Origin of the sequence: Glutamicibacter nicotianae, assembly GCF_016907615.1 — a bacterium.
GTDB classification, from domain to species: domain Bacteria; phylum Actinomycetota; class Actinomycetes; order Actinomycetales; family Micrococcaceae; genus Glutamicibacter; species Glutamicibacter nicotianae.
The window spans coordinates 3249054-3274688 of sequence record NZ_JAFBCH010000001.1; the positions used below are offsets into that span (position 1 = coordinate 3249054).

The following is a 25635-nucleotide window of genomic DNA, read 5'->3' on the forward strand; positions in this document are numbered from 1 at the left end:
CCGAGGAGTTAACAATGAGCGTTCCCACATCCAATCTCACTGTTTCAGTGGCAGCCATCCTCGCAGAAGGGGCCGCCCGCTACGGCGAGCTGAACGCCATCACCGTCGATGGCCACAGCACCACCTATGCGCAGTTGTGGGATGAGACGCGGGAATATGCCGGAGCATTGCAGGCCCAGGGCATCACTGCCGGGGACCGGGTGGCGCTGCTCATCCCCAATGTCGCGGACTTCGCCCGTGCCTACTACGCGGTCCTGGCCCTAGGCGCCGTGGTGGTGCCGGTGCACGCACTGCTCAAGGCCCGCGAAATCTCCTACATCTTGGAGAACTCCGAGGCCAAGCTGATGATCTGCGCGGCGCCACTGCTCGCCGAGGGCGCGGCCGGAGCAGCCGCTTCAGGCGTCCCGGTGTTCAGTGTGCTGGCTCAGGAAGACTCGGGCACCGACCGGCTGGAAGACCGGGCCCGGGAGGCTACGCCGATTGCCACCTACCTGCCGCGGCGCCCGGAGGACCTGGCCACCATCCTGTATACCTCGGGCACCACCGGCAAGCCCAAGGGTGCGATGGGCACGCACCTTGCCTTGGTTGAGCAGACTCACACCACGCTGCTGAACACCATGGATTTGCGCCGCGGAGACAGGCTCTTCGGCGGGCTGCCGCTCTTCCACACCTTCGGCCAGACCTGTGTGCTCAATACCGGGCTGCGGGCGGGCGCCGAGTTGATGCTGCTGCCCAAGTTCACCGCCGAAGGCGCCCTGGAGCTGCTGCTGGACGCGGGCATCGATGTCTTCTTCGGGGTGCCGACCATGTATGTGGCCCTGCTCGAAGCGGGCAAGCACCGCACGGACACGCCCCAGAAGCTGCGCTACGCCATTTCCGGCGGAGCATCGCTTCCGGTATCCATCCTCACCGCTTTCGAGCAGCGCTTCGGCGCGCGGATCCACGAAGGCTACGGGCTGACCGAGACCTCGCCGGTGGCCTGCTTCAACCATGTGGGCATCGAACCGCGGCCCGGCACCGTCGGCACCCCGGTCTGGGGAGTGGATGTGGAAATCGCGGACCCGGCCAGCCCGGAGAAGATCCAGCTGCTGCCGCGCGGGGAGCTGGGCGAACTGGTGGTCCGCGGGCACAACCTGTTCTCCGGCTACCTGAACCGGCCCGAGGCCACGGCCGAAGCGGTGGTCGATGGCTGGTTCCGCACCGGGGACCTGGGCACGAAGGACGAGGATGGCTACCTGCGCATCCTGGACCGTACCAAGGACATGATCCTGCGCAACGGCTACAACGTGTACCCGCGCGAAATCGAGGAGGTGCTGGTGTCCCACCCGGAGATTTCCAACGCCGCCGTGTACGGGGTGCCACATGAAACCCACGGGCAGGAGATCGCCGCTTCGGTGACGCTGGAGGCAGGCTCCACCCTGGGGGCGCAGGACCTGGTGGCGTGGGCCAGCGAGCAGATGGCCGCTTACAAGTACCCGCGACTGATCGAGATCGTCACCGAGTTCCCGCTCGGTCCCAGCGGGAAAATCCTCAAGCGCGAACTGGTCGCGCAGTTCACCGCCGAGCAGCGCTAGCGGACCCTATTTGCGCAGCCCGCTGTAGTCCGGGGTGCGGCGTGCAAGGAACGCGGATCTGCCTTCGGCCAGGTCCGCGTTCGCCCCGTTTTCTTCCCACAGCGTTTCCCACCAGCTGTCGGCGGCTTCCCCAGCACTCACCAGGTTGATCGCTTCCTTGGTGCGCGAAATGGAATACGGCGAGTTCGCCGCCAGCTGGCCGAGCAAGGCGTCCAGCTGCTCCTCGAGCTGCCCATGGGAAACCACTTTGGTGAACATTCCCCAGCGTTCGGCTTCGGCAATGGACACCTCCGCGCCGGAGAGCAGCAGGTACTTGGCCCGGTGCTCCCCCACGGTGCGCGCCAGCCGCTCGATGCCAGGGCGCGGGAACACCAGGCCGATTCTTGCCGGGGTGATCGCGATGCGCACATTGTCCGAGGCCAGCTGGATATCGCAGGCGGAAGCCAGCTGCCAGGCGCCCCCGAAGCAATGGCCTTCCACCACCGCGATGGTGGGTTTCGGACAGCGCACGATGATCTTGTCGAGCAGATCGAAGTGGTTGATCAGTTCCCCGTCCTCATCCCGATCGAAGAGCACTTGGTCCATTTCATCGATGGCAATCCCGGCGCAGAAGTTCCCTCCGGCACCGCGCACCACAATGGAAGCGACATCGTCATTGGTCGCCAGACCGGCAAAGGCGCCCACCAGCTGCAGGCACATGTCCTTGGTGAGCGCATTGAACTGGCCCGGATTCTCCAGCCGCACCACTGCGGTGGACCCGGCAATCCCTACGCTGACCCGTGCATCATTGTCCTTGCCCATCAGGATCCTCCCCGATTCATCGTGCGTCTCTGGCAATCTATCGCGAATAGGCCAGCTTGCGGAACCTCTCCACGCTCCGCTGGGCTCTGAACAGGTGGCACCTGTGCGAAACTAGGCGTGTGGATGCACAGATTATTTACACCATCATCGCCGGACTGCTGCTCGTCGTCTCCGCGTTGGGCACCATTTTCCCGGTGCTGCCCGGGTCCTTGCTGACCATCGGCACGCTCCTGGCCTGGGGCTGGCTGCTGGGATCCGGCGCCTCCTGGTGGGCAGCCGGACTGGGCATGGCGATTGCCCTGCTGGGCTGGTCGGCCTCAGCAATCCTGACCGGCAAGAAGCTCAAGGAGCATCAGATCCCCAAGGGATCCATCCTCTTCGCCGTTGTCGGCGCCATCGCCGGCGCGTTCATCATCCCGGTCATCGGCATGTTCATCGGCTTCGCGGTGGGCCTGTTCGCCGGTGAAAGCGTGCGCCGTCGCGAGGTCTCCGGGGCGTTGGGCTCATCCTGGGCTGCGCTGAAGGCCATGGGCCTGGGCATCGTAGTGGAGTTCGGTTGCGTGCTACTGGCGTCCTCCATCTGGGTCATCGGCATGATCATGCACTTCGTGATGCGCTAGATCCAGCCCATCTCCCTGGCATAGCGCGCGGCCTCGATGCGATTAGCTGTGCTGGTCTTGCCGATCGCATTGGACAGGTGGTTGCGCACTGTACCCACCGACAGGTGCACCGTCGAGGCGATCTGCGAGACCGGCGCACCGGACGCGGCCAAGGCCAGGATCTCGCGTTCGCGCCCGGTCAGCGGGTTGCTGCGGCTCTCCACGCTGAGCATCGCACGCTGCGGATCCACCACCTTGTCCCCGCAATAGACCCTGCGGATGGCGGCAATCAGCTCGGCAGGCGGAGAATCCTTGACCAGGAAACCATGAGCTCCGGCTTCGAAAGCCTGGCGGAAGTACCCGGGACGGTCAAAGGTGGTCAGGATCAGCACCTTCACCTCGGGGTGGCTGTCCTTCAGTTCTGCCGCGGTGCTCAGCCCGTCTTGCCGGGGCATCTGCACATCCAGCAATGCAATATCGGCCCGATGCGCGTCCAGCGCCGCGGCAACTTCGTCTCCGTCGGCGCATTGCGCAACGACCTCGATGTCCTCTTCGAGGTTCAGCAAGGCTGCCAGCGCGCCGCGCACCAGATGCTGGTCATCGGCAATGAGTATCCGGATCATCGGGCGTTCCCGTCTGCCGCAAAGGCTACCTGCACGCTGGTTCCGCCCAGCCGCGAGGCCCCCACCGTGCAGCTGGCGCCGAACTGCTTGGCACGCTCCTGCATTCCGCGGATCCCGTGGCCGGGCGTGCTGGCCTGCAGCCCGTCGCCGTCATCTTCAATGCTGACGTGTCCGGGTTCCAGCTGCAGCACGATCCTGCTGGCGTGCGCATGGCGCAGTACATTGGTGACCGCTTCGCGCAGGATCCATGCCACATGCGAACGCAGCTGCATCGGGACCTGCTCGGCGGATCCGGCCACCGTGAATTCGAGGTTGTTGTCGTTGCAGGCCTGCCGCAGCTCAGCCAATTCCGCGACCAGGTCCTGGCGGCTAAGCCCCTGCACCGTGGTGCGCACGGAGTCCAGCGCATCGACGGCCAAGGCGCTGAGCTGTTCCAGTTCGCCGCGGGCCCGGGCGTACTGCTCCTGGTCCAGCAGGCGCAGGGCCAGCTGCGCCTTCAGGTTCAATGCGGTGAGCGAATGGCCGATCCCATCATGCACGTCCCGGGCAACGCGTTCCTGTTCGGCGACCAGCAGGTAGTCGCTGCGCATCTTTTCGGCTTCGGTCGAGCGCCGGATGGCCGCCACGGTGATCGCATATACCACCATCAGCACGAGGTTCAGGCCGATCAGGAAGATCGCGTCCATGAACTGGCCGTAGATGATTGGCAACGCGAAGCTGAGCACCAGCACCGCCGAGTAGGCCGCGATGGCCCACCTCCTGCCCAGCAGGAAGATCGCGAAGGAGGTGATGAAAGGGAAAAGCCCCATGGTGGTCAACCCGACGACCGGGATGCCCAGCACAATAATCGCCCAGAGCACCAGGAAGTTCACGTGCGCCCGGCGAGCACTGGTTCCGCCCTGCCCGATCTTCGAGGAGAATTTCGAATAGGACTGCAAATACACGGCGGCGAAGAGGGCAATCAGCGCCAAGCCGATGATCCGGGTGGGCAGCGAATGGTCCTCGACGAGCAGGTCCAGCACCGGGAAGACCAGGAAGATCACCCAGACCCCGGCCACCAGCCAGCCTCGGCGATCCCAGAATTTCTGGTCTTCGTCGAGGCCGCAGAGCGGATCGTCCACCGGCGCGGAGCCAGGCTGGCGTGGGCTCACTGGCGCGCCTTGGCCTTGCGGGTGGCGAAGACCGCGAAGAGAACGAAGATGAGTGCCCATGCCACTAGATTAGCGGTTGGGATCCACAACGCATCCGGTGCCATATCGACCCCGGCAGGCATGTCCTTGAGCAATGGGTAGCGGGCCAGCGCGACGTAGCCATACATCGGGGTGAAGCGGGCCGCGTCGAGCATGCCTCCTTCCAGAGGCATGAACACGTTGCCGAAGAAGGCGAAGAACACCATCAGTCCCGAGGCCAGGCCCAGGGCCGATTCGGATTTGAACGCCATGCCCACCCCGATCCCGTAGCAGGCGAAGATCATGGCACCGAGCAGGATGATCAGGTAGCTCGCGACCCAGATCCAGCCTTCTTGCGCTTCGGCTCCGGTAGCGGCGCCCAGGACGAAGACCAGCGCTGCCGAGGCGCCGGCAACGGTGGCCGCGACTATCATCTTGCTGCTGACGAACATGCTCGGCGACATTTTTGTCAGCGAAATTTGCCGGCCCCACCCCTGCATGGTCTCGGTGGCCACGGTGCCAGCGATGGCCACGGTGCTGACTGCCGCTCCGTAGGCCGCCATGGAAATCATCAGATAGAACTTCACGTTGCCGGCGCCGAGCTCGAACTCGGTGTAGCTGGGGATGTTGCCGAACAGGATGTACATTGCCGCAGGCAGCAGCAGGGCGAAGATCAGGTTGTATCCGTCGCGGAAGTGCCGTGCGAATTCCACGCGGATGTAGGTGCTCATCATGATGCTTCCTTGGTCAGTTGGATGAAGGCGTCTTCGAGGCTCGGGGAGGAAATTTCCAGGTCGTAGCCCTGGTACTCGGTCAGCAGGGCGGCTGCGAAGCTGTCGGAGTCGGAGCTGCGGAAGGCGAAGCGCAAGCCATTGCGTTCAGCCACCTGCACCGAATCGCTGGAGGCGGCGGCTCGTTCGGCATGCTCGGCCGAGGGGAAGGAAGCGCTGACGGTGCGTCCGGAGATGAGCTTGCGCAGATCCTCGGTGGCGCCGTCGGCGACGATGCGCCCGTGGTTCATCAGCACGGTGCGTTCTGCGAAGTTCTGCGCTTCTTCCAAATAGTGCGTGGCGAAGATGACGGTGCGTCCTTCGGTGGCTTCGACGCGCATTGCGGCCCAGAAATCCCGGCGGGCCATCACGTCCATTCCCGCAGTAGGCTCATCGAGGATCAGCACATCCGGATCCGGCAGCAATGCCAACGCGAACTTGATGCGCTGCTGCTCGCCGCCCGAGCATTTGCCCACGCGCCGCTTGGCGATCTTGTCCAGTCCAGTGCGTTCCATGACCTCACCAATGCGATCTGCCTGCTCATGCATGTGGGCGATGACCGACACCGTTTCCTTGACGGTCATGTCGCGCAGCAGCCCGCCGGTTTGCAGCACTGCCGAGACCCTGCCAGCCAACACCGCCTGGCGCGGGTCCAAGCCGAGGATCTGGGCCGATCCCTCGGTGGGCTGGGTCAGGCCGAGGATCATGTCCACGGTTGTTGTCTTACCGGCTCCGTTGGGCCCCAAGAAGGCCACGATCTGACCGGTCTGGATCTGCAGGTCGATGCCCTTGACGGCTTCGACCTTGCTGCGCGGCGTTGAGAAGGTCTTCTTCAAGCCGCTGAGCGAAACTGCATTGGTTTTAGTCAGCGTTTCCATGACTCCCAGTTTTCTCCGTTTGCCAGGCGGGCAGAAGAGCAGAAAGTCATGGGTTGCCCATGACCGTTGTCATGGACCAATACCAGTTGCTCGACGCAACTATGCTGATCATTGCTTGAAAACCTGCTGTGAGCTTGGCAACTCGCCGCTGCGCGATGCGCCTTCGCCTCGGTATGCAGGCCCTGGAAAATGCCATGATCCTCCGGGTCAACGACCAAATTGGAAATTTCCTCCCTTGTGGTCGGGTTATCCCCCATCAGGCTTTACGGATTCCTCTCTGGGAAACTCACAGCGTATTCCCGTAGGATTTTTGCTGTGCTAGATCATTCTTCGTTTCTTTCCCTTGTGACCGATTACGCGGCCCCGACCATGGGCGCGGCATTCCTGCCCGACTGGTTGAACCCTGCCGTCTTCCTGAACAACCCTGCGCTTGGCCCATGGGTACTGTTGCTGGTGTGCGCCATTGTCTTCGCTGAGACCGGTTTGCTGGTGGGATTCTTCCTACCCGGCGATTCGATGCTCTTCACCGTCGGCATGCTCATCGCCACCGGCACTATCCATATCCCGCTGTGGCTTTTCTGCGCCGCGATCTTCGTCTGCGCCTTCGCTGGCGACCAGACCGGTTACATCATTGGCAAGAAATCCGGCCCTGCCGTCTTCAAGAGGCCGGATTCCCGCTTCTTCTCGCAGAAGAACGTTGAGCGCGCCCACGAGTTCTTTGAGAAGTTCGGCGGCCGCGCGGTGATCCTGGCACGCTTCGTTCCGATTGTCCGCACCTTCGTCCCGGTAATCGCTGGCGTTGCGAAGATGGACCACAAGACCTTCGTCATCTTCAACCTGATCGGCGCTGCCCTGTGGGGCATCGGCGTCACCCTGCTGGGCTATTGGCTGGGACAGTTCACTTGGATCGAAGAGAACATCGACCTGATCTTCATCCTGATCGTCCTCATTTCGGTCATCCCCATCGGTGTCGAGCTGCTCAAGGCCCGCAGGCCGAAGAGCAAGACCATCGAAGACTGATTTTCAAGCACTTCTCCGGCGGAATTGTCCGCCGCCCCACTGTACGCCGCGGCGCATCACCCACTGTTCGCAGGGTTGAATGCTGCCGCGGCGTACTCCTTTACAGACCAAATTTTCACGGGCGTCGATGGTGAATGCAGCTGCAGTGGTGATGGGACGGAAGGCATTGGTCAGCACCTCGCAGTCGCAGTAGCCGCCCAGAAGCATAATCTTGCGTTCCAACGCCGTGGCACGTGGCGCATTGTGGTCCCTGTAGTTTTTCACTGCCTCAAGCTGCCCCGGGCAGCTGTTATCCAGCGACACCCTGTAGAGATAGCAGGGCAGGCATTCGTGCTCAACGGGATCTGGTAAAGCAGTCATGGCCGACTCCTCTTGGTTGTAGTAGATATGTAATTCCACTCTCACCCGCGTACCCGGTCTTGGGAGTTCTGCGGGAACGGATTGTGCACAGCCGGGCGGCACGTCGCTTTTGCGACAGCATTGGCGCGAAAGTGCCGTGCAATCTAGGACGGCTGCGCACTGGCTGTATGCCATGATCAAATGACCATCACCGCCCGCCGAATTAATCATCGAGGTACCTGCGTTTAATGGATGCTGATTCCCTGCTTTCGCTTTCCCAACAGCTTGCGTCGCTGGCTGATGACCTTCGACAGAATTCGAGCCCGGGGCTGCCCAGCGCCCAACAGGTCGAAGGGCTGAGCCTGCGGCTGATCTATTCGCGCAGCGATCTGGTCGAAACCTTCAATTCCTTCCAGGACCGTGCGGTGCATTCCATCGACGCACTGGACTGCGGCACTCGGCCGGAGAACGCCGAATCACAGGCCCGTTCGCAGCCTGCTGCGCTCAAGCGCGGAGTCCGCTTCCGGGTGGTCTACGACCCAGTGGTCTTCGAGCGCCAAGAGCTCACCCGTGCCATGCTTGAATCGGTGCGGCAGGGAGAACAGGCCCGAGTCTCCACCAACTTCAACACGAGGCTGTTGATCCGCGACCGTGAAGAGTTCATCATCCACACCACCCCTGCCTCAGGGGTGGACTACCTAGCGGTCCAGCTGTCTTCACCGGTGCTCGCAGAGTTCATCAACGACACCTTCGCCAAGGTCTGGGACAACGCCCTGCAGGTGAGCAACCGCAAGTTTGAATCCGGTACTTTCCTAGAGGATGACGAAATTCAGATCCTGCGGCTGTTGGCCGCCGGGCAGAAGGATGAGTCGGTGGCCCGCGCCCTGGGTGTGAGCGTCCGTACGGTCCAGCGCAAGATCCAGACGCTGCAGCGCAACTTCGGCGCGGCCAGCCGATTCCAGCTCGGTGCCATCAGCGCCCAACACCTGATTGTGGACAACTAGGCGCAGTTAACGACTTGGCGGTTTTACGACAACGTATTTGCACACCGCAGGGCTGTCCACCATGAAAAGCTAGATGCAACGATGAGTTGTCAAAGGAGCATCTAGTCAATGAGCGCTGAACTGCCTAAGTCCATGCCAGCACCAACCACCACCGAAAACGCGATCCCGCGTCTGGCATCGAGCCAGCCGTTTGTGGACTTCATGGCCACCGGCTGGGCCTCCCCCGAGCTGCCTGCCCCGGTGGCCCCCGATGCTGCGGCAGCGGCGGCCGCCCACCGCGAGAAGCTTTCGGCGGCTTTCACAGGGCAGGGCATCATGGTCTTTGCCGGTTCCGCGCCGGTGCGTTCGAATGACTGCTACTACGAGTTCCGTGCGCACTCAGACTTCATCTACCTGATCAACGCACAGATCGAGGACGCAGTGCTGGTGGGCCATCCAACCGGCCACGGCCACGATTTTGAGCTGTTCCTGCCGGTGCCATTCACCCCTGGCACCGCTGACTTCTTCTCCAATGCCATCCATGGTGAGTTGTGGGTGGGCCCAAGCCACAACACCGCTCAATGGAGCGCCGCCCTGGGCATTCCCGTCCGTTCCATCACCGAGCTGGAAGCTGCTGTGCGCGCAGGAACTTTCGCCGCTGCAGGCTCCGCCAAGGCCTCCGAGCTGGCCAAGCTGAATGCGCAGGATTCGCCGGTGCTGCGCCGTGTGCTCTCGCAGCTGCGCATGGTCAAGGACGCCTGGGAGATCGGCCAGCTGCGCGCCTCGGTGGACCACACCGTGGAGGGCTTCCGCCAGGTGCTGGCGGCCATCCCTCAGTCCATCGCCGAGGGCGGCGAGCGCTGGCTGCAGGGCACCTTCGACCGAGTGGCCCGCACCTACGGCAACGGGCCCGGCTACGCCACGATCATCGGCGCCGGCATCCACGCACCGACCCTGCACTGGACCCGCTGCGATGGTCCGGTGAGCGAAGACCAGCTGCTGCTGCTGGACATGGGCGTTGAGGAACGCTCCTGCTACACCGCCGATGTCACCCGCACCTTCCCGGTGGCCGGCTCCTTCTCCGAGCCCCAGCGCTTAGTGCACGACCTGGTGGAGAAGTCGCACCGCGCAGGCCTTGCCACCCTCGCCCCGGGCAATTCCTTCAGCGACTTCCACTTCGCCTGCATGGAGGTCATCGCCCAGGGTCTGCACGACTGGGATCTGCTGCCGGTCTCCGTGGACGAGGCGCTGTCCCCCACCGGACAGCAGCACCGCCGCTGGCTGGTCTGCGGCGTGGGCCACCATTTGGGCCTGGATGTGCACGACTGCTCGCACTCCCAATACGAGGACTACCAGGGCGCGGCGCTTGAGGAGAACATGGCGCTCACCGTGGAGCCGGGGCTCTACTTCCACGCCCATGACCAGCTAGTTCCGCCGGAGCTGCGCGGCCTGGGCGTGCGCATCGAGGATGACCTGCTGATCACCGCGACTGGCTATGAGAACCTCTCTGCCGAGCTGCCGCTGGATGCCGCCGGCGTGCAGAACTGGATGAATCAGGCAATGAGCGGAGCCAGCGCATGAGCACATACACCTTAGCCGATGTGCTGGTCTTCGACGGCCGGGTATTCCTCGAGAACCCAACCAATATCACCGTCGCCGACGGCGTGATCACCGCCGTTGGATCCCAGAGCGAGGGTACGGTCGTCGACGCGGCCGGGCGCTGCGTGATGCCTGGGCTGATCGACGCGCACTTCCACGCCTATGCGGTGGCGCTGCAGGGATTGGACAACGAGCTGGGTCCGCTGTCCTATTCGGCGCTGGCAGGTTCGCACCGACTGGCCGATGCGCTGCGCCGCGGCTTCACCACCGTGCGCGATGTGGCCGGCGGAGACCTGGGCCTGGCCCGGGCCATCGAGGAGAAGCTCTTCGCCTCCCCGCGCTACTACTTCACCGGGCCTGCTTTCAGCCAGACCGGCGGCCACGGCGACCCGCGGGAAGCGCACCTCGACTCCTGCTTCACCCACGGGCACATGTGCCGGATTGTCGACGGGCCCGATGCCCTGCGCGTTGCGGTGCGCGATGCCTTCCGCACCGGGGCGCACGCCATCAAGATCATGACCAGCGGCGGGGTCATCTCGCTGACCGACCCGCTGGAAATCCCGCAGTACTCCCCCGAGGAGATCCGCACCATCACCTCCGAGGCCGCCCGCCGCGGCTCCTATGTCTGCGCGCATGCCTACTCGGTGTCTGCCATCCGCCACTCGGTTCAAAACGGGGTGCGCAGCATCGAGCACGGCAACTTGCTCGATGCGGACACCGCCAAGCTCATGGCCGAGCACGATGCCTTCCTGGTCCCCACCCTGGCGGCCTATGCTGCCATGGACTCGCGCGGCGAAGAACTGGGCCTGGCCGAGGTCTCGCAGCAGAAGAACCGGATCGTGCTCGAGCGCGGGCAGCAAGCCGTGCGCCATGCGCTGGATGCTGGGGTCAAGGTGGGCTTCGGCAGCGATTTGATGGGCGAGCTGGGCGACGAACAGCTGCACGGCCTGGCCCTGCAGGCGGCAGCGTCCTCCGTGGACGACGTCCTGCGTTCGGCCACCTCGGTCAACGCTCAGCTGATCGGCAACGACTCGATCGGCCAGCTGGACGCCGGGAAGATCGCCGACCTGCTGGTGCTCGACGGGGATCCGCGCGAGAACTTGGACTACCTCGTCTCCGAAGCCAAGGCACGCACCGTCATCCAGGCTGGAGCCGCCAGCATCGATGGGCTGGATTTGCTGGCAGGGATGAAATGAAACCAACCTTGATTGCCAGCTTCACCGTGGCAGGCAGGCACTTGAGCGACTACTCGTTGCAGGTCCCGCTAAATTGGAAGCACCCCGAGGGCGAACACATCACCGTGTTCTACCGCGAAGTTGTCGCAGCCCACCGCCAGCATGAAGAATTGCCCCTGATGATCTACCTGCAGGGTGGCCCGGGCGGGGCAGGTCCGCGCCCCATCGGAGATTCCGGCTGGCTGTCGGTGGCGTTGGAACGTTTCCGGGTGATCCTCATGGACCAGCGCGGCACCGGCGCCTCCACCCCGGTGACCACGCAGGTCATCGAGGGCTTCGACTCAGGCGAGGCGGGCGCGGCCTACCTTGAGAACTTCCGCGCAGATTCGATCATCCGCGATGCTGAAGCCATCCGCATCCACGGCTATGGTTCCAAGCCATGGGTCACCCTGGGCCAGAGCTACGGCGGGTTCCTCACGCTAAGCTATCTCAGCTTCTTCCCCGAGGCGCTGGCAGGCTGCCTGATCACTGGCGGGCTGCCCAGCCTTACTCCTTGTGCGGCCTCGGTATACGCGCGGACCATCCCCCGGGTGCAGGCCAAGAATGAGAAGTTCTACAAGCTCTACCCGGCTGACCGCCACCGCGTGGAAAACCTTGTCCGCACGCTGAACGAGGACGAATACTTCTTGCCGGACGGCGACCGCTTCACCGTGCGCCGGCTGCAGTCGCTAGGCATCGACTTCGGCATGGGGCCGGGCTTCGAGCGTCTGCACTGGCTTCTTGAACTCTCCGGGGACGGCACGAACATCAGCAATGCGCTGCTGCAGGAAGTCCAGAACCGCACAAGCTTCGCTTCCAACCCGCTGTTCGCCGTGCTGCAGGAAGACATCTACGGTGACGGGGCCAACGGGGCTGCGCGCTTCGCCGCCGAGGCCGAACTGGAGCTGCATCCAGAGTTCTCCACCAAGGCACAGCCGCTGCTGTTCACCGGGGAGATGATGTTCCGCTGGACTTTCGATGAGACCAAGCTGCTGCGGCCCTTCCTGCCTGCGGTCAAGGAGCTGGCGGTGCGCCGTACCCACCGGAAGATCTACGACCGCGAACAGCTGGCCTCCAACCAGGTGCCTGTCGCAGCTGCCGTCTACCACGACGACATGTACGTGGATGCCGGCCTGTCCCTGGATACAGCGTCAAAGGTGGGCAATCTGCATGCATGGGTGACCAATGAGCATGAGCACGATGGGATCAACGATCCGTCGGTGCTGCGCCGTCTGCTGAAGAATCTGGAGGCACTCGGTGGTCCGCTGCGGCGCTAGGACTGCTAGTCAGGCGCATACTCAAACAGCGGCTCGGCCAAGATGGCCGGGCCGCTGTTGGCGTCCTGCCCAGTGGCAAAACTGGAGAATTACGGACCTTGGAATAGGGTTATTGCCGTAGTCATGATCGGAAGCAGGATGATTCCGAAACCTGCCGAGACGGCAGCCCACCCATGGGCTTTCTTCACCGCCGCGACAATGCCTCCTGCTGCGCCGAATGCCAGCGGAAAGGCAAACATCCACAGTGGTTTCGCCACCCCTGTACCGTTCCAGTCAACCAGCACAAGCAGCGATGCAAGAGCCAGGGCCATCATGACCAGCGTCCAGCCCGGGCAGCGAACTGCCGTTTTCCCTGCGGTGTTCTGCATCTGTGCCACTGTCTTCCCTGGACCAGCAAAATTTTCCATGACTTCTCGAAAGAATAGTGCACAACACCCTGTTTACGTGTTTTGACTACGAATAACCGGTTGGGTATTTTCAGTTCGCCTCGTGCTCGCATCGGCGCAGCCGAGCGTCCGCACAGATTCTGCCGCGTTTCATCAGTGCCGGTCGTGTGGAGGTTCTTGAATGACGATGGATAGGGAAATCCGGTTCACCGTCCTGGTGCCGATAATTTTCCCCGGCTCGGATACACTGAAGCAGCCGAACGCCCCGGACCTGTGCGACAGTGCACGCAGGTCCGGGGCGTTCTTCAGCTCATCAGCGGGTAGTTGCCTTCAGGCTCACCCCCGAGTATTCGCCATCGGTGCTCAGCGAAATGTAGTTGTAGCCGGCTGGTGGGTGCGGAACGGTAATCGATTCGTTGTTGCCGGACTCGGTGGAACTGTAGTTGTGGTGGTCCGGACCGGCCCAGTTCCACGGGCTGTAGAACAGGTCAGCGTTCCCCGTGCCGCCGCTGGTGTTGATCACCAGCTCCTCGGTTCCCTCGGGAACGTAGATGTAGAAGTAATTCAGGTCATCGCTGTTGCCCGACAGGTTCGTCGCTGCGCAACCCGAAGCCAAGGTCTGGCCGCTGGTTCCTGAGCAGTCTTCCGGATCAGTTGGATCGGTAGGCTCAGCTGGGTCGGTTGGCTCAGCTGGGTCGGTTGGCTCAGCTGGGTCGGTTGGCTCCACCGGGTCGACAGGATCGGTTGGCGCCGGTGGCTTGCAGTCGCCGGCGGCACAAGTGTCCAGGAAGTTGGCGAACTCGGCGTCATACATGGTGCCGATGGAGTTCTTCAGGTAGTTGCGGGACTCCTGCCACTTGCCCTGGCGGTAGAAGTCGAGGATGGTCTGCGTTTCTTGCGGGTGCTTGTTCAGCATGAAGTTCACCGCAAGGTAGCCCCAGCGGTAGATGCGGTCCGTGTCGCTGTTCTCGTAGGTGGTGTCGAACAGCTCGCTGAGCTTGTAGGTCTTCTGCGCCGCCAGCTGGTGGGCTGCGGTGTACTCCTCGTTGCGGTAGCCGTAGTTCACGTATTCCGCGAAGCCCTCGACCCACCAGATCGTCGGCACCGTCAGTCCTGCCCCGAAGTCGCCATGCATGTTGAAGCGGCCGTCGAGGTAGTGCGTGTACTCGTGGTTCAGGTTCCAGATGTGGAAGGTCGGCAGCATCCATTCGGCCTCGTAGGCGACGAAGGTCGGGGTGTTGCCTGCCTGGCTTGGATCGCCTTCCAGGTACATGCCGCCGTTGTTCGTGTCGATGCCGAAGATGGCGCCTGCGTAGGTCTGGTAGTCGCTGCTGGAGGAGAAGACCGCTACGTCGATCGTGGTGTTCAGGTCGTTGGCCACAGGGGTCCGGGTTGCGGCGGCACCGTAGAAGTACTCGTCCTGCTCCTTGAGCGAGGTGCAGGATTCATCGAATTCCGCGTTGCTCACCGACTGGGTGTTGAAGCGGATGCTCGGGCTGCAATCGCGGTCCTGGCTGAGCACCGTATCACGCAGCGTGCTGGAGAAATCGCAGGTGCCGTAGTCCGAGCAGTTGCTTGCATCGAAGTATTCGACCATGTCGGCAAGGCCTACATAGAGCTTCGCGGTGTCCCCGGTCATCGAGCTGCGCGAGAGCAGGTCGATCACCTTCGGCTTGGCCGCCGCCTTCAGCTGGCTGTCGCCCAGGAAGCGGGCCAGCTCGCGGCCGGCGTTGGCGACCAGGAAGTCGCTGTCGCCGCCCATCAGGTCCATGTTCTCCACCGCAAACTGGTGCAGGGTGGTCAGGATCTGCGGGTTGGCCACGACGGCTGCGGAGAAGTCGTCAAACTGGTGTCCGCGGAAAAGCACGGTGAACACGTTGTTCGTCGCGTTGCGGAAGTTCCAGCTTGCTTCGCGCTGCGCGTTGAAGTCTTCCAGCAGATCCACCAGGACGCCGAGGAAGCGGGCGTTGTTCTCCGAGGAATCGATCAGGGTGACAGCTTCGGAGAGCACCTGGGCGCTGTCCTCGTTGACCGTCATGGACTTGGGGTTGGCAAAGAACCGCTCCAGGGCATCGCCGACGGTTGACTTCAGCTGCGTGCCGTAGTTGCCCACGGTCGAGGACTGGTAGAACTGCACGTAGTAGCCGGCGCGGAGGAACAAGACCAGCTGCATGGTCGACTGGGAATTGCTGCCGTTGAAGTTCTGCGCGTCGGTCTTGAACGCCTGGGCGACGGTGAGCATGTCGGCCTGGTTGAACAGGTCCCGGGCGGTGTTCCCGGTGGCGTTGAACAGGGAGTTGATGCACTCCATGTCCGCGGCCTTGACCGCCTGGACCAGTGCCGAGCCGCTCAAGTTCCCGAGCTCTCCCGGGTTGCAGGCAGCCCCAGCGGCGCCGGCGGAAGACTCCGGCCCGGCGCTGCTCTTCTTGGTCTTCTTTTCAAGCTTCTGGATTTCCTTCTGGTTCTTTTCAACCAGCTTCATGTCCACCAGCGGACGCGGGGCCTCGTCCTTGCCGAGTACCGGATCCAGCTCGGGAGAATACTCTCCCAGCACGAAGCTCGGAGCCGTAGCGGCGCCCTTGTCGGATCCCTTGTCCGTTGACGGCTTCTCGGCCAGCGCCGGGCTGATGCCGCTGGTCAGCCCCAGGCCCAGGGCCGCTATCGAGACCGCTGCGGCGATTCGCCGCAGCGGCGCGGATTTGGTCAAACTTTGCATTTTTCCTCTTTCGCGATTTTTTCACGTTGTTGCTTGCTTCCGTGATTGCGATCCGCATCACGGCCCCATGGGGTTGAACGCTAGGCCGCGGCAGTTGGGCTCTGCAATGGTTTTTGACCAATTGTCGCCACCCCGTCAGGCACGTCAGGTTTACGCCGTGCAATTTTTGAAAGAACTCCCCCAGTGACAGTGCAATGGCACTAGTCTGGATTTCGATCACCACTTGTGAGCCAACCCACACACCCTTGGAGGACCCAATGACACCGCAAAAACGCCTTATGGTTCCGCTCTCGCTCTTCGCCGCTTCGGCACTCCTGCTCTCTGGCTGCGCCCTCGATTCGGGCAACAGCTCGGCCCCTACCGGCGAAGCCCAGAAAGGCGGAATCCTGAAGGTCGGCAGCAACGGCGACAACGACCACCTTGATCCGGCACTGACTTCCTATGTGCCCACCCAGAACTTCATCCGCGCCACCAACCGCCAGCTTCTGAGCTACGAAGCATCCACCGATGAGAACACGCGCATCCAGGTCAAGGCCGACCTAGCTGAAGAAGTCCCGGAAGCGACCAATGACGGCAAAACCTACACCTTCACCATCAAGGAAGGCGCGAACTGGGACGCACCGGACGGAGCCCGACAGATCGTCGCAGAAGACGTGGTGCGCGGCTTCAAGCGCCTGTGCAATCCCTACCGCTCCAGCCCGCTGCTGGGCTACTTCCAATCACTGCTCACCGGCATGGATGCATACTGCGCAGGCTTCGCCAAGATCGATCCGAAGCCCGAGCCGATGGCCAAGTACATCAACTCAGCCAAGCTGCCCGGCGTGCGCGCGGTGGATGAGCGCACCGTCGAGTTCAACCTCAAGGAACCGGCAGGCGACTTCATCTACATGCTGACCCTTGCAACGGCCACTCCGGCCCCTGAGGAAGTGCTCGACTACCTGCCCGACTCCCCCGAATACCGCGCGAACTTCGTCGCCTCCGGACCGTACACCATCGAGGAGTACACCGCTGACAAGTCGATGAAGCTGGTGCGCAACGAGGCGTGGAACCCGGAGACCGACAGCCTGCGCCACGCCTATGTGGACTCCATCGAGATGACCATGGGCTTGAGCGCCGATGCAGTGACCCAGCAGCTGCAGGCCGGCACCCTTGATATGTCATTCGACACCGGTCTGGCCCCGTCGGTGGCGGCCCAGCTGGCGGCGGCCAAGGACCCGAACTTCTCCACCATCGATGCCGGCTCGGTCAACCCGTTCCTGTGGATCAACGTGGATTCCCCGAGCAACGACGGCGCGCTGGCGGACAAGAAAGTCCGCGAAGCCATCCAGTACGCCACCGACAAGGCATCGGTAGTCCAGACCCTGGGCGGCGAGGCGGTGGCCAAGGTGCAGAACGGCATCTTCGGCCCGGGCGTGCTGGGCTACCACGACTTCGACCTCTACCCGACCGAAGGGCACCGGGGAGATCCGGAAAAGGCCAAGAAGCTGCTGGCAGAGGCAGGATACCCGGAGGGCATCACCTTGAAGATGCCGTACCGCAACAAGGACATCGAGCCGCAGATCGCCCAGACCCTGCAGGCGGGCTACGAGAAAGCCGGCATCACGATCGAGCTCATCCCGGTCAGCCCCACCGACTACTACACCGAATTCCTGATTAACCGCGAGGGCACCAAGTCGGGCAAGTGGGACATCGCCCCGATGGGCTGGAGCCCTGACTGGCAAGGCGGCGCAGCCCGCTCCGTGTTCCAGCCGCTATTCACCTACAACGGTACCGAAAGCACCTACAACCTGACCAACTACGACAACAAAGAAGCAGACAAGCTGGCCGCCAAGGCGGTCCAGGAACCGGATGCCGCCAAGGCACAGGAACTGTGGGCGCAGGTGGATGAGATCGTCATGGGCGATGCGATCATCGTGCCGGTGGCAGCCCCGACCACCCGCCTCTACCACTCCGAGCGCGTGCAGAACTTCCAGCCCTACGCCCTGGCCACCCAGGGCGACTGGACCAATGTCTGGCTGCAGGATTAGTCATGGCGCTGCTTGAAGTAAAGAACCTCAGCGTCTCCTTCCCTACCGCGGACGGCACGCTGCATGTGGTGCGCGATGTCAGCTTCAACGTCGAGGCAGGCGACTTCTTCGGGATCGTCGGCGAATCAGGCTCCGGCAAATCAGTACTGGTCCAGGCGATCCTGGGCCTGGTGCCCGGGGCCAAGCTCAGCGGGCAGGCACTGTTCAACGGGCGGGATCTGATCGGGCTGCCGGCCGAGGAGCTGCGCAGGATCCGCGGGGCGAAGATCAGCATGATCTTCCAGGACCCGCTCTCTTCCCTGCACCCGCAGTACACCGTGGGCCAGCAGCTGGTTGAGGCGATCACCACCCATCAGAAGGTGTCCACCTCCCAGGCCCGCTCCCGGGCGGTCTCCATGATGCGCAAGGTGGGCATCAAGGACGCCGAACGCCGCGCCGACAGCTTCCCCCACCAGTTCTCCGGCGGCATGCGCCAGCGCATCATGATCGCCATGGCGCTGCTGCTTGAACCGGAGCTGATCATCGCCGACGAGCCGACCACCGCATTGGATTCCACTGTGCAGGCCCAGATCCTGGACCTGCTAGCGGCCATGCAGCGGGAGCTGAAAACCACGGTGATCATGATTTCCCACGACCTGTCGGTGGTTTCCCGGGTGGCGAGCAAGATGATGGTGCTCTACGCGGGCACCTGCATGGAACTCGGTGCTGCGGATGAGGTCTTCGCCAGTCCCTCGCACCCCTACACCGCCCGGCTGCTGGCGGCCACGCCTTCGGTGCACAATACCGACCAGCGGCTGCGGCCCATCGACGGTTCGCTGCCCAGCCTCCTGGCCCCGCCCACGGGCTGCGCCTTCGCCCCGCGCTGCGAGCTGGCCGACGAGCGGTGCCGCGGCGCGCTGCCGCCGCTTGAAGAGCACCGGCCTAGCCGGCTGGCCGCCTGCTTCCACCCGGACACCGAGCTGGCTGCGCCCGAACCTGTCATGACCCGCAGCGCCGGGCAAAAAGAGGGGACGCCGCCGATCATCAGCGTCCAAGGCATCAAGCTGTCCTTCAGCGCAGGCTCCTGGCCGCACAAGCGCCAGGTGAACGTGCTCAAGGGCGTTGACCTGCAGCTGCACGAAGGCGAAACCCTGGGCCTAGTGGGGGAATCAGGCTGCGGAAAATCCACCCTGATCCGCGTGATCGCGGGCCTGCTGCAGCCCCAGGAAGGCAGCGTGCTGATCGAGGGTCAACAGCTCGGGGCGCCGAACACCGAATCCTGGAAGCAGGCGCGGCACCTGGTGCAGATGGTCTTTCAGGACCCCTTCGGCTCGCTGAACCCCAAGCGCCGAGTGGGCTCGATCATTGCCGACCCGTTCATGATCCACACGGAGCTGCGCGGCGAGCAGCTCAAGTCCCGGGTGCGCGAACTGATGGACCTGGTGGGGTTGAACCCCGAGCATTACAACCGCTTCCCCTCTGAGTTCTCCGGCGGGCAGCGCCAGCGCATCGGCATCGCCCGGGCCCTGGCACTCAAACCCAAGGTGGTGCTCTTCGACGAGCCCGTTTCAGCGTTGGACGTGTCGGTGCAGGCGCAGATCTTGAACCTGATCTCCGACCTGCAGCGCGAGCTGGGGCTGAGCTACATCTTCATTTCCCACGACCTGTCGGTGGTGCGCCACGTCTCCGACCGGGTAGCCGTGATGGACCATGGGCAGATCATCGAGCTTGCCGGCGCGCAGCAGCTCTATGAAAACCCGCAGACCGACTTCACCAAGACCCTGCTGGCCGCCAGCGCAAGGAGCTGAGAATGAGCGCACCAACACTTTCTCCGGACGCGGCCGCCGCCGCACCGGAGGTGAAACAGCGCAGCTCGATGCGCATGACCGTCGACTACCTGCTCAAGGACCGCGCCTCGCTGATCGCCGCGAGCTTCCTGGTGCTGCTGGTGCTCTTTGCACTGGCCGCCCCGCTGCTGGCATCCATCACCGGCCACCCGGCCAATGACCAGTTCCGCGAGACCGGGCTGACCCCGGCCGGCGTGCCGGTGGGTCCGGGCGCTGAATTCTGGCTGGGCGCTGACCAGCTGGGCCGCGATGTGCTGGTGCGACTGGCCTATGGCGCAAGGGTCTCGCTGATCGTCGGCGTGGTGGCTTCCCTCGCCGCGGCCAGCATCGGCATCATGGTGGGCATGGTCGCCGGGTACTTCGGCGGGAAGGTGGATACGGTGCTCAGCCGCTGCATCGACCTGGTCATGTCCGTGCCTTTCCTGCTTGCCGCCCTGGCGCTGGTTTCGGTGTTCGGCGCCAGCCTGCCGCTGAGCGTGGGAGTGATCGTGTTCTTCTCCTGGACCTCACTGGCCCGGGTGATCCGCGGACAGGTCATCGCCCTGCGCCAACGCGAATTCGTTGAGGCGGCCCGGAGCTTGGGGGCCGGGCACTGGGGCATCATCTTCCGCGACATCCTGCCCAACCTGGCGGCCCCGATCATCATCTACGCCACGCTGATGATCCCCAGCTCCATCGTCTTCGAGGCGACCCTGTCATTTTTGGGCATGGGCATCGTCCCACCCGATGCCAGCTGGGGCGGCATGTTGGCCGAGGCCTCTGGCAACTCCATCTATCTGACCGCCTGGTGGCTGGTGCTCTTCCCAGGCCTGGCGCTGCTGTTCACTACCCTGGCGTTCAACGTCCTGGGCGACGGGCTGCGCGATGCGCTGGATCCGCGCACCCGCAGAAAGGCCAAGTAAAAATGCTCTTCTTCCTTCTCAAGCGCCTGGGCTTCGGGCTGCTGGTGCTCTTTCTGCTCAGCCTGTTCGTCTTCCTGCTCTTCTTCGTGGCCCCGGGCGATCCGGCCCGGGCGATCGCCGGAGACAAGGCCACCGAGGAGCTGCTCGCGCAGATCCGCGACACCCTCGGCTTGAACCAGCCGCTGTACCAGCAGTACCTCGACTTCGCCTCCCGGCTGCTGCAAGGAGACATGGGATTCTCCTACCGCTCCCAGCAGCCTGTCACCGAGCTGATCTTCGACCGGCTGCCGGTGACTATGTCCCTGGTGGGCGGGGCGATGGTGCTCTGGCTGCTGATCGGCATCCCGGTGGGCGTGGCCTCGGCTCGCAAACCGGGCAGCCTGCGAGACCGGATCGGGCAAAGCTTCGCGATGACCGGCATCAGCTTCCCGACCTTCGTGCTGGGCATGATCCTGCTCTACACGCTGTACTCGCTGCCCGCCAAGGCCGGTTTCCTGCTCTTCCCGCCCAGCGGGTACATCGAGCTAGGGCAAAATCCGCTGCAGTGGGCCTGGCACCTGGTCCTGCCCTGGATCACCCTGGCGCTGGTCACCGCCGCCGTCTATGCCCGGCTGACTCGTGCACAGATGCTTGAAGTGCTCGGCGAGGACTACATCCGCACCGCCCGCGCCAAGGGTGTACGCGAGTCGTCGGTGGTCTATAAGCATGCCTTCCGCAGCGCGATGACCCCGCTGGTCACCCAGTTGGGCATCGACATCGGCGTGATGCTCGGCGGAGTGATCGTGATCGAGCAGGTCTTCGGCCTGGCCGGTGTCGGATCGCTGGCGGTGCAGGCGGTCCAGACCCAGGACCGCCCGGTGATCATCGGCGTGGTGTTGCTTGGCGGCTTGTTCGTCGCGGTGGCGAACATCCTGGTCGACATCGCTTACACCAGGCTGGACGCGCGCGTGCGCACCGCTTGATCCTGCTACAGCTGTGCGGGTAGCCCCGAGATGGCTGCCCGCACAGCTTTCCGGACATCTCCGTGGTGACCGATAGCTACCCCGGGCAGATGCTGGAACTCGTCCGGCAACCAGACCCCGCGTTCCCTGTTCCGCATATCCACGCAATCTGGTACCGGAAAAGTGGGGTTAGCCTTAATTAGTGGACAGCCGAACAAGCGGGATCAGCCGATCCCGCATTTGAGAGGATGTCACTAATGAGCAACATGAAAAAGCAACGCAGGTCCTTCACCGAGGAGTACCGCAGGGAAGCCGCCGGCCTGGTCATCGATACCGGACGCACCATCAGCGCGGTCGCCAAGGAACTGAACCTCGGCGAGCAAACGCTGGGCACCTGGGTGAAGAAAGAACGATCCCGCCGAGGCCTGGACGGTGAGCCGACCGGAGCGTTGGACGAGTCCGAACGCGAAGAACTCAAACGCTTGCGCAAGGAAGTCTTCGAACTGCGGGAGGACAACCGTTTCCTGGGAAAGCAGCGTCCTTCTTCGCGTCGAAGCAACATCGGTCGAACGGTTCGAACTGATGCACGCGTTAAAGGATGAGTTCGCCCTGACACGGATGGCGGCTTTGCTTCAGGTTTCCAAATCAGGCTACTACGCCTGGCGGCACCGCCAAACCACGGGGCCGTCCCCGAGGGCTGCCGCGCAGCGGGCACGGGATCAGAAGGTCGCCAAGGTCTTCAACGATTCCCATCAGACCTACGGGGCTCCGCGGGTGACCGCCCAGCTGGCCCGCGAGGGCAGTCCGGCCGATCAAAAGACCGTCGCTGCTTCAATGCTTCGGCAGGGCCTCGAGGGGATCAGCCCACGGAAGTTCACTCCGGTGACCACGATCCCAGGCGTTGACACGTACCACCTGCCGGATCGGGTACACCGGCAATGGGACCAGGGCACCGTGGACAAGGTCTGGATCAGCGATATTACTTATCTGCGCACCACTGAGGGGTGGCTGTACTTGTGCGCGGTGCGTGATGGCTGCTCCCGCAGGGTGCTGGGATGGGCGCTGGACAGCGTGCAGAACACCGATCTGGTGGAACGGGCGCTGCGCATGGCCAAGACCCTGCGAGGGCAGATTCCAGGTCAGGTGGTGTTCCACGCGGACCGCGGCTCGCAATTCACCTCAGCCCAGTTGCATGAGGTGGCCGTTGAGCTGGATTTGCTGCCGTCCGTGGGGCGCACGGGCGTGTGCTGGGACAACGCCATGAGCGAGTCATTCTGGTCGACGCTGAAGACCGAATTCTATGACCGCTACCGGTGGGCTACCCGGGCGGACGCCAAGCAGAAAGTGGCTTGGTGGATTGAGGATTTCTATAACCGCCGCCGGCTGCATTCAAGCCTGGGGATGGTTCCTCCGGTGGAGTTTGAGCAGAAGCTTCGCGGCCAGCAGGAACGCGTTGAACAGCATAGGACCGTGCTAACGCTAGCAGCATGAGCTAGATCACGTGTCCACTAGTTGCGGGGAACCTCATGCGGACATGGCCCAGATGGCACGGGCCGTCGAGGAGCTGGGACTGCGCGCCTACCTCGGGCCCAGCTACCGCACCCACGTGCCCTACACCGATGGCACCGGCCCGCTGCTGCACGAGGACGAGGCCAAGGGTCTGGATGGACTGGAGCAGGCGATCGCCTTCTGCCGGGACTACGAAAACACCGCCGACGGGCTGATCCGCACTGCCCTGCTGCCGGCCCGCATCGAAACCCAAACCGAACAAACGCTCAAACTTACCCGTCAGGCCGCTGACGAATTAGGTGTTCCGGTACGTTTGCACGCGGCGCAGGGGCTGTTCGAAGTGCAGATCATCATGGAACGCACCGGAATGCGCCTGCTACCGTACTTGGATTCGCTGGGCTTCCTGAACGAAAGAACTTTTATACCGCACGCCTGGACGGTGCCCGGAAATCGGCATATGCCCGAAGAGTTTGGTCAGGGCGACGATCTTGCGCTACTCGCCACCTCGGGAGCATCGGTGATTTTTTGCCCGATTCCTGCCGCGCACTACAGTGTTTGTCTTGAAGACTTCGACTCCTATCGCGAGCAGGGAGTGCGGGTGGTGCTGGGCACCGACTCCGCCCCGCCGAACATGATTCGCGCGATGGACTTGGCGATGGGCATGACAAAAGCACATACGGGTTCGATGACCAGCGCCCAGGGACGAGATCTCTTCCGGGCCGCTACCTTAGAGCCGGCGAATGCGTTAGGTCGCGAGGATTTGGGCCGGCTGGCGCCCGGTGCGCAGGCCGACTATTTCGTGCTGGACCTCAACGGTACCCATATCGGACCGCATGCCGACCCGATCCGCACGCTCATCATGAATTGCGACGGCCGCGATATCACTCATGTCGTGGTGGCCGGACGAACCATCGTGTCCGACAAACAGATCGTTACCGTGGACACAAGCGATTATCAGCGGCGCGCGCAAGATTTCCTAGATAAGTACATGGCCGCATTTAGCGTCAGTGACTATAAGCATCGACCCACCACGGAGCTCTTCCCGGCGAGCTTTCCGGTGCGCTAACTTTCGTCACTGGGATATCGACGCAGGCGGTTTTTGGAGTTGTGTGCCTCATGGCGGTTGGCTCCGAGGTGCGACGTGTTGTTGGTGGGCATGCCACAGTTGCAATGTAGCGCCCACCCTTGGGCTTAATCGAGAATGGCCGTCGCCTCCATCTCTCTGAGCGTTTGGGCATCAAAGAGCATCTCGACGCCGATGAGCGAGGACGGTGGCATTGGTATAGGTAGCCCCACTTCTTGGGCTACGGAAAGGATGCCCTCCATGAGCTCGTTGATTTTTCAGTTTGCCAGTCGGTGACGTAGATCGTTAGCCGGACGACATCGCTGAAGGTCACGCCGGCCGAGGCCAATCCCGTTGCGGTGTTGCGTAAGGCTTGCGCCGCCCGATCTCTGAGATTGTCCGGAGTTTGCGCACCATCAGGTTGGTACGCCACCTGTTCAGCGACACGGATAGGACGAGCCAATAGGGCAGTGCCTTGAGCTAGTTGCCTGGAAGGATTGGTTCAGGGGAAGTCCAATGCGGTTGTGGCGGCCATCTGGATTAGTAGCTTGGAGCCCTTGAGAATAGGGTTGCGTTTCGCGCTTTCTCTGAAGGTTGAACGCGGTGAACTTACACTTCCCATGTCGACGTGTAGCTACGCGAGGAGAGTAGGGTAGCGAATTCGGCGTGAACGTGCATGGTCTTGGTAAGACGTTTCGTCCGGTCATCTGAAAGTTTTCCTTTTTCCCAGTCGCGACCGGAAAAGTATGCGGAATACGGGTTGATCACGCACTTGAAGTCATTCATCAATGAACCGGCAAGCGACGTCGTCGCCATGTAACTGTGTGGGAGACCAGCCGAGCACACGAACGAAACGACTTTGTCGAACCATGCCGAGGTATTGCGGCCATCGCCGGTGGCTCCGGTGGCTTCAATCAGAGATTTGACTGCGGCGTTGGGAGCCCAATTGTAGATTGGGAAAGCGAGGACAACACCGTCGCTTTCCCGAATGCGCTGATGTAAAAGCTTAAATCCTGGGTCGCTGAAAATCTCGCTATTGTCGAAAACAGGAAGTTCGAATTCCGCCAGATCGACTACTTCCGAATTATGCCCACGATTCTGCAGAATTTGCGATGCTTGGACGGCCAAGCCGCGGCTAAGGCTGGCGGGGTCAAGGCTGCAGGAAATTACAGGGAGTGTCAGTGGCACACTCTTACCCTAGCAGTAAGATTTTGCCCACTTCGCTAGGGAATCTGCCGTCCGGGTTGGCCGATCCTCTGAGGTTGAGCTTCTCCCGCTGTCTCCAGTTCATAGCCTTCGGCAGACTCCATCTACGCAAGATTTACATCAATGGATGCGAATTTTCATGATTTTCCATCACGGCGAGCTGAAATCTGGAAACGAGCTAATGAAACAAGAGATTCTTTCCAATTAATCGAA

Annotated in this window: 23 protein-coding genes; 13 read left to right on the top strand and 10 right to left on the bottom strand. The window is 62.7% G+C overall.

Going from position 1 to position 25635, the window contains the following annotated elements:
- Positions 1 to 14 precede the first annotated feature (14 nt).
- Positions 15 to 1574, top strand: coding sequence for a long-chain-fatty-acid--CoA ligase (locus JOE62_RS15490; protein ID WP_204723058.1), 1560 nt, complete (start codon positions 15 to 17; stop codon positions 1572 to 1574).
- A gap of 6 nt (positions 1575 to 1580) precedes the next feature.
- On the opposite strand, the gene JOE62_RS15495 is transcribed toward JOE62_RS15490, so the two are convergent.
- On the bottom strand, positions 1581 to 2375 hold the full coding sequence (locus JOE62_RS15495) for an enoyl-CoA hydratase/isomerase family protein (protein WP_204723059.1): 795 nt from the start codon (positions 2373 to 2375) through the stop codon (positions 1581 to 1583).
- A 119-nt stretch (positions 2376 to 2494) separates the two neighbouring features.
- On the opposite strand from JOE62_RS15495, the gene JOE62_RS15500 reads away from it, so the two are divergent.
- Positions 2495 to 2995, top strand: a complete 501-nt coding sequence (locus tag JOE62_RS15500; RefSeq protein WP_204723060.1) for a DUF456 family protein — start codon at positions 2495 to 2497, stop codon at positions 2993 to 2995.
- Here JOE62_RS15500 and JOE62_RS15505 read toward each other — a convergent pair.
- The 4 genes from JOE62_RS15505 to JOE62_RS15520 are packed head-to-tail and all read right to left on the bottom strand — an operon-like array spanning position 2992 to position 6414.
- Complete coding sequence (locus JOE62_RS15505) at positions 2992 to 3597, bottom strand: response regulator transcription factor (protein WP_172511593.1); 606 nt, start codon at positions 3595 to 3597, stop codon at positions 2992 to 2994. The genes JOE62_RS15500 and JOE62_RS15505 overlap by 4 nt on opposite strands.
- Positions 3594 to 4748: a histidine kinase gene (locus JOE62_RS16685; protein WP_204723061.1), complete on the bottom strand. Its 1155-nt coding sequence runs from the start codon at positions 4746 to 4748 to the stop codon at positions 3594 to 3596. Before JOE62_RS16685 ends, JOE62_RS15505 begins: the two co-directional genes overlap by 4 nt.
- Positions 4745 to 5497 (bottom strand): ABC transporter permease, encoded by a 753-nt coding sequence (locus JOE62_RS15515; RefSeq protein ID WP_239543432.1) that lies wholly within the window; start codon positions 5495 to 5497, stop codon positions 4745 to 4747. Before JOE62_RS15515 ends, JOE62_RS16685 begins: the two co-directional genes overlap by 4 nt.
- Positions 5497 to 6414, bottom strand: coding sequence for an ABC transporter ATP-binding protein (locus JOE62_RS15520; protein WP_204723063.1), 918 nt, complete (start codon positions 6412 to 6414; stop codon positions 5497 to 5499). The genes JOE62_RS15515 and JOE62_RS15520 overlap by 1 nt, the downstream gene beginning before the upstream one ends.
- A 345-nt stretch (positions 6415 to 6759) precedes the next feature.
- Between JOE62_RS15520 and JOE62_RS15525 the strand changes: the two genes are divergently transcribed.
- A complete protein-coding gene (locus tag JOE62_RS15525; protein WP_420842185.1) occupies positions 6760 to 7434 on the top strand; it encodes a DedA family protein in 675 nt (224 codons plus the stop codon).
- A 3-nt stretch (positions 7435 to 7437) separates the two neighbouring features.
- Here JOE62_RS15525 and JOE62_RS15530 read toward each other — a convergent pair whose 3' ends face one another.
- On the bottom strand, positions 7438 to 7794 hold the full coding sequence (locus JOE62_RS15530; RefSeq protein ID WP_204723064.1) for a DUF2695 domain-containing protein: 357 nt from the start codon (positions 7792 to 7794) through the stop codon (positions 7438 to 7440).
- Positions 7795 to 8021: 227 nt separating this feature from the next.
- Between JOE62_RS15530 and JOE62_RS15535 the strand changes: the two genes are divergently transcribed.
- From JOE62_RS15535 to JOE62_RS15550, 4 genes are all read left to right on the top strand, one after another.
- Positions 8022 to 8777, top strand: coding sequence for a helix-turn-helix transcriptional regulator (locus tag JOE62_RS15535; protein WP_204723065.1), 756 nt, complete (start codon positions 8022 to 8024; stop codon positions 8775 to 8777).
- Between the two features lie 108 nt (positions 8778 to 8885).
- Entirely contained in the window at positions 8886 to 10337 is a 1452-nt protein-coding gene (locus tag JOE62_RS15540; protein ID WP_239543434.1) for an aminopeptidase P family protein, read from the top strand.
- The gene (locus JOE62_RS15545; RefSeq protein ID WP_204723066.1) at positions 10334 to 11551 is read left to right on the top strand and encodes a metal-dependent hydrolase family protein; all 1218 of its coding nucleotides are present in this window, start codon (positions 10334 to 10336) and stop codon (positions 11549 to 11551) included. Before JOE62_RS15540 ends, JOE62_RS15545 begins: the two co-directional genes overlap by 4 nt.
- A complete protein-coding gene (locus JOE62_RS15550) occupies positions 11548 to 12846 on the top strand; it encodes an alpha/beta fold hydrolase (RefSeq protein ID WP_204723067.1) in 1299 nt (432 codons plus the stop codon). Before JOE62_RS15545 ends, JOE62_RS15550 begins: the two co-directional genes overlap by 4 nt.
- A gap of 89 nt (positions 12847 to 12935) precedes the next feature.
- On the opposite strand, the gene JOE62_RS15555 is transcribed toward JOE62_RS15550, so the two are convergent.
- Together JOE62_RS15555 and JOE62_RS15560 are read right to left on the bottom strand one after the other, a co-directional pair.
- A complete protein-coding gene (locus JOE62_RS15555; protein ID WP_420842186.1) occupies positions 12936 to 13223 on the bottom strand; it encodes a hypothetical protein in 288 nt (95 codons plus the stop codon).
- Positions 13224 to 13545: 322 nt separating this feature from the next.
- Positions 13546 to 15948 (bottom strand): M9 family metallopeptidase, encoded by a 2403-nt coding sequence (locus JOE62_RS15560; RefSeq protein ID WP_204723068.1) that lies wholly within the window; start codon positions 15946 to 15948, stop codon positions 13546 to 13548.
- A gap of 257 nt (positions 15949 to 16205) precedes the next feature.
- Here JOE62_RS15560 and JOE62_RS15565 point away from each other — a divergent pair, with 257 nt between their 5' ends.
- From JOE62_RS15565 to JOE62_RS15590, 6 genes are all read left to right on the top strand, one after another.
- On the top strand, positions 16206 to 17975 hold the full coding sequence (locus JOE62_RS15565) for an ABC transporter substrate-binding protein (protein ID WP_204723069.1): 1770 nt from the start codon (positions 16206 to 16208) through the stop codon (positions 17973 to 17975).
- Positions 17976 to 17977: 2 nt separating this feature from the next.
- Positions 17978 to 19762 carry an ABC transporter ATP-binding protein gene (locus tag JOE62_RS15570; protein ID WP_204723070.1) on the top strand — a complete coding sequence of 595 codons (1785 nt, stop codon included), beginning with the start codon at positions 17978 to 17980 and terminating at the stop codon, positions 19760 to 19762.
- Between the two features lie 2 nt (positions 19763 to 19764).
- Entirely contained in the window at positions 19765 to 20703 is a 939-nt protein-coding gene (locus tag JOE62_RS15575) for an ABC transporter permease (RefSeq protein WP_204723071.1), read from the top strand.
- A 2-nt stretch (positions 20704 to 20705) separates the two neighbouring features.
- Positions 20706 to 21665: an ABC transporter permease gene (locus JOE62_RS15580; RefSeq protein ID WP_204723072.1), complete on the top strand. Its 960-nt coding sequence runs from the start codon at positions 20706 to 20708 to the stop codon at positions 21663 to 21665.
- 236 nt (positions 21666 to 21901) lie between these two features.
- A protein-coding gene (locus JOE62_RS15585) for an IS3 family transposase (protein ID WP_204723073.1) occupies positions 21902 to 23135 on the top strand; the annotation gives its coding sequence in 2 pieces (ribosomal slippage) (positions 21902 to 22179 and positions 22178 to 23135; 1236 coding nt in all).
- A gap of 43 nt (positions 23136 to 23178) precedes the next feature.
- Complete coding sequence (locus JOE62_RS15590; RefSeq protein ID WP_204723074.1) at positions 23179 to 24219, top strand: amidohydrolase family protein; 1041 nt, start codon at positions 23179 to 23181, stop codon at positions 24217 to 24219.
- Positions 24220 to 24457: 238 nt separating this feature from the next.
- Here JOE62_RS15590 and JOE62_RS16810 read toward each other — a convergent pair whose 3' ends face one another.
- Both JOE62_RS16810 and JOE62_RS15600 read right to left on the bottom strand, forming a co-directional pair.
- Complete coding sequence (locus JOE62_RS16810) at positions 24458 to 24649, bottom strand: RidA family protein (RefSeq protein ID WP_420842197.1); 192 nt, start codon at positions 24647 to 24649, stop codon at positions 24458 to 24460.
- A gap of 176 nt (positions 24650 to 24825) precedes the next feature.
- Positions 24826 to 25404, bottom strand: a complete 579-nt coding sequence (locus JOE62_RS15600) for an NAD(P)H-dependent oxidoreductase (RefSeq protein ID WP_204723076.1) — start codon at positions 25402 to 25404, stop codon at positions 24826 to 24828.
- Positions 25405 to 25635 lie beyond the last annotated feature (231 nt).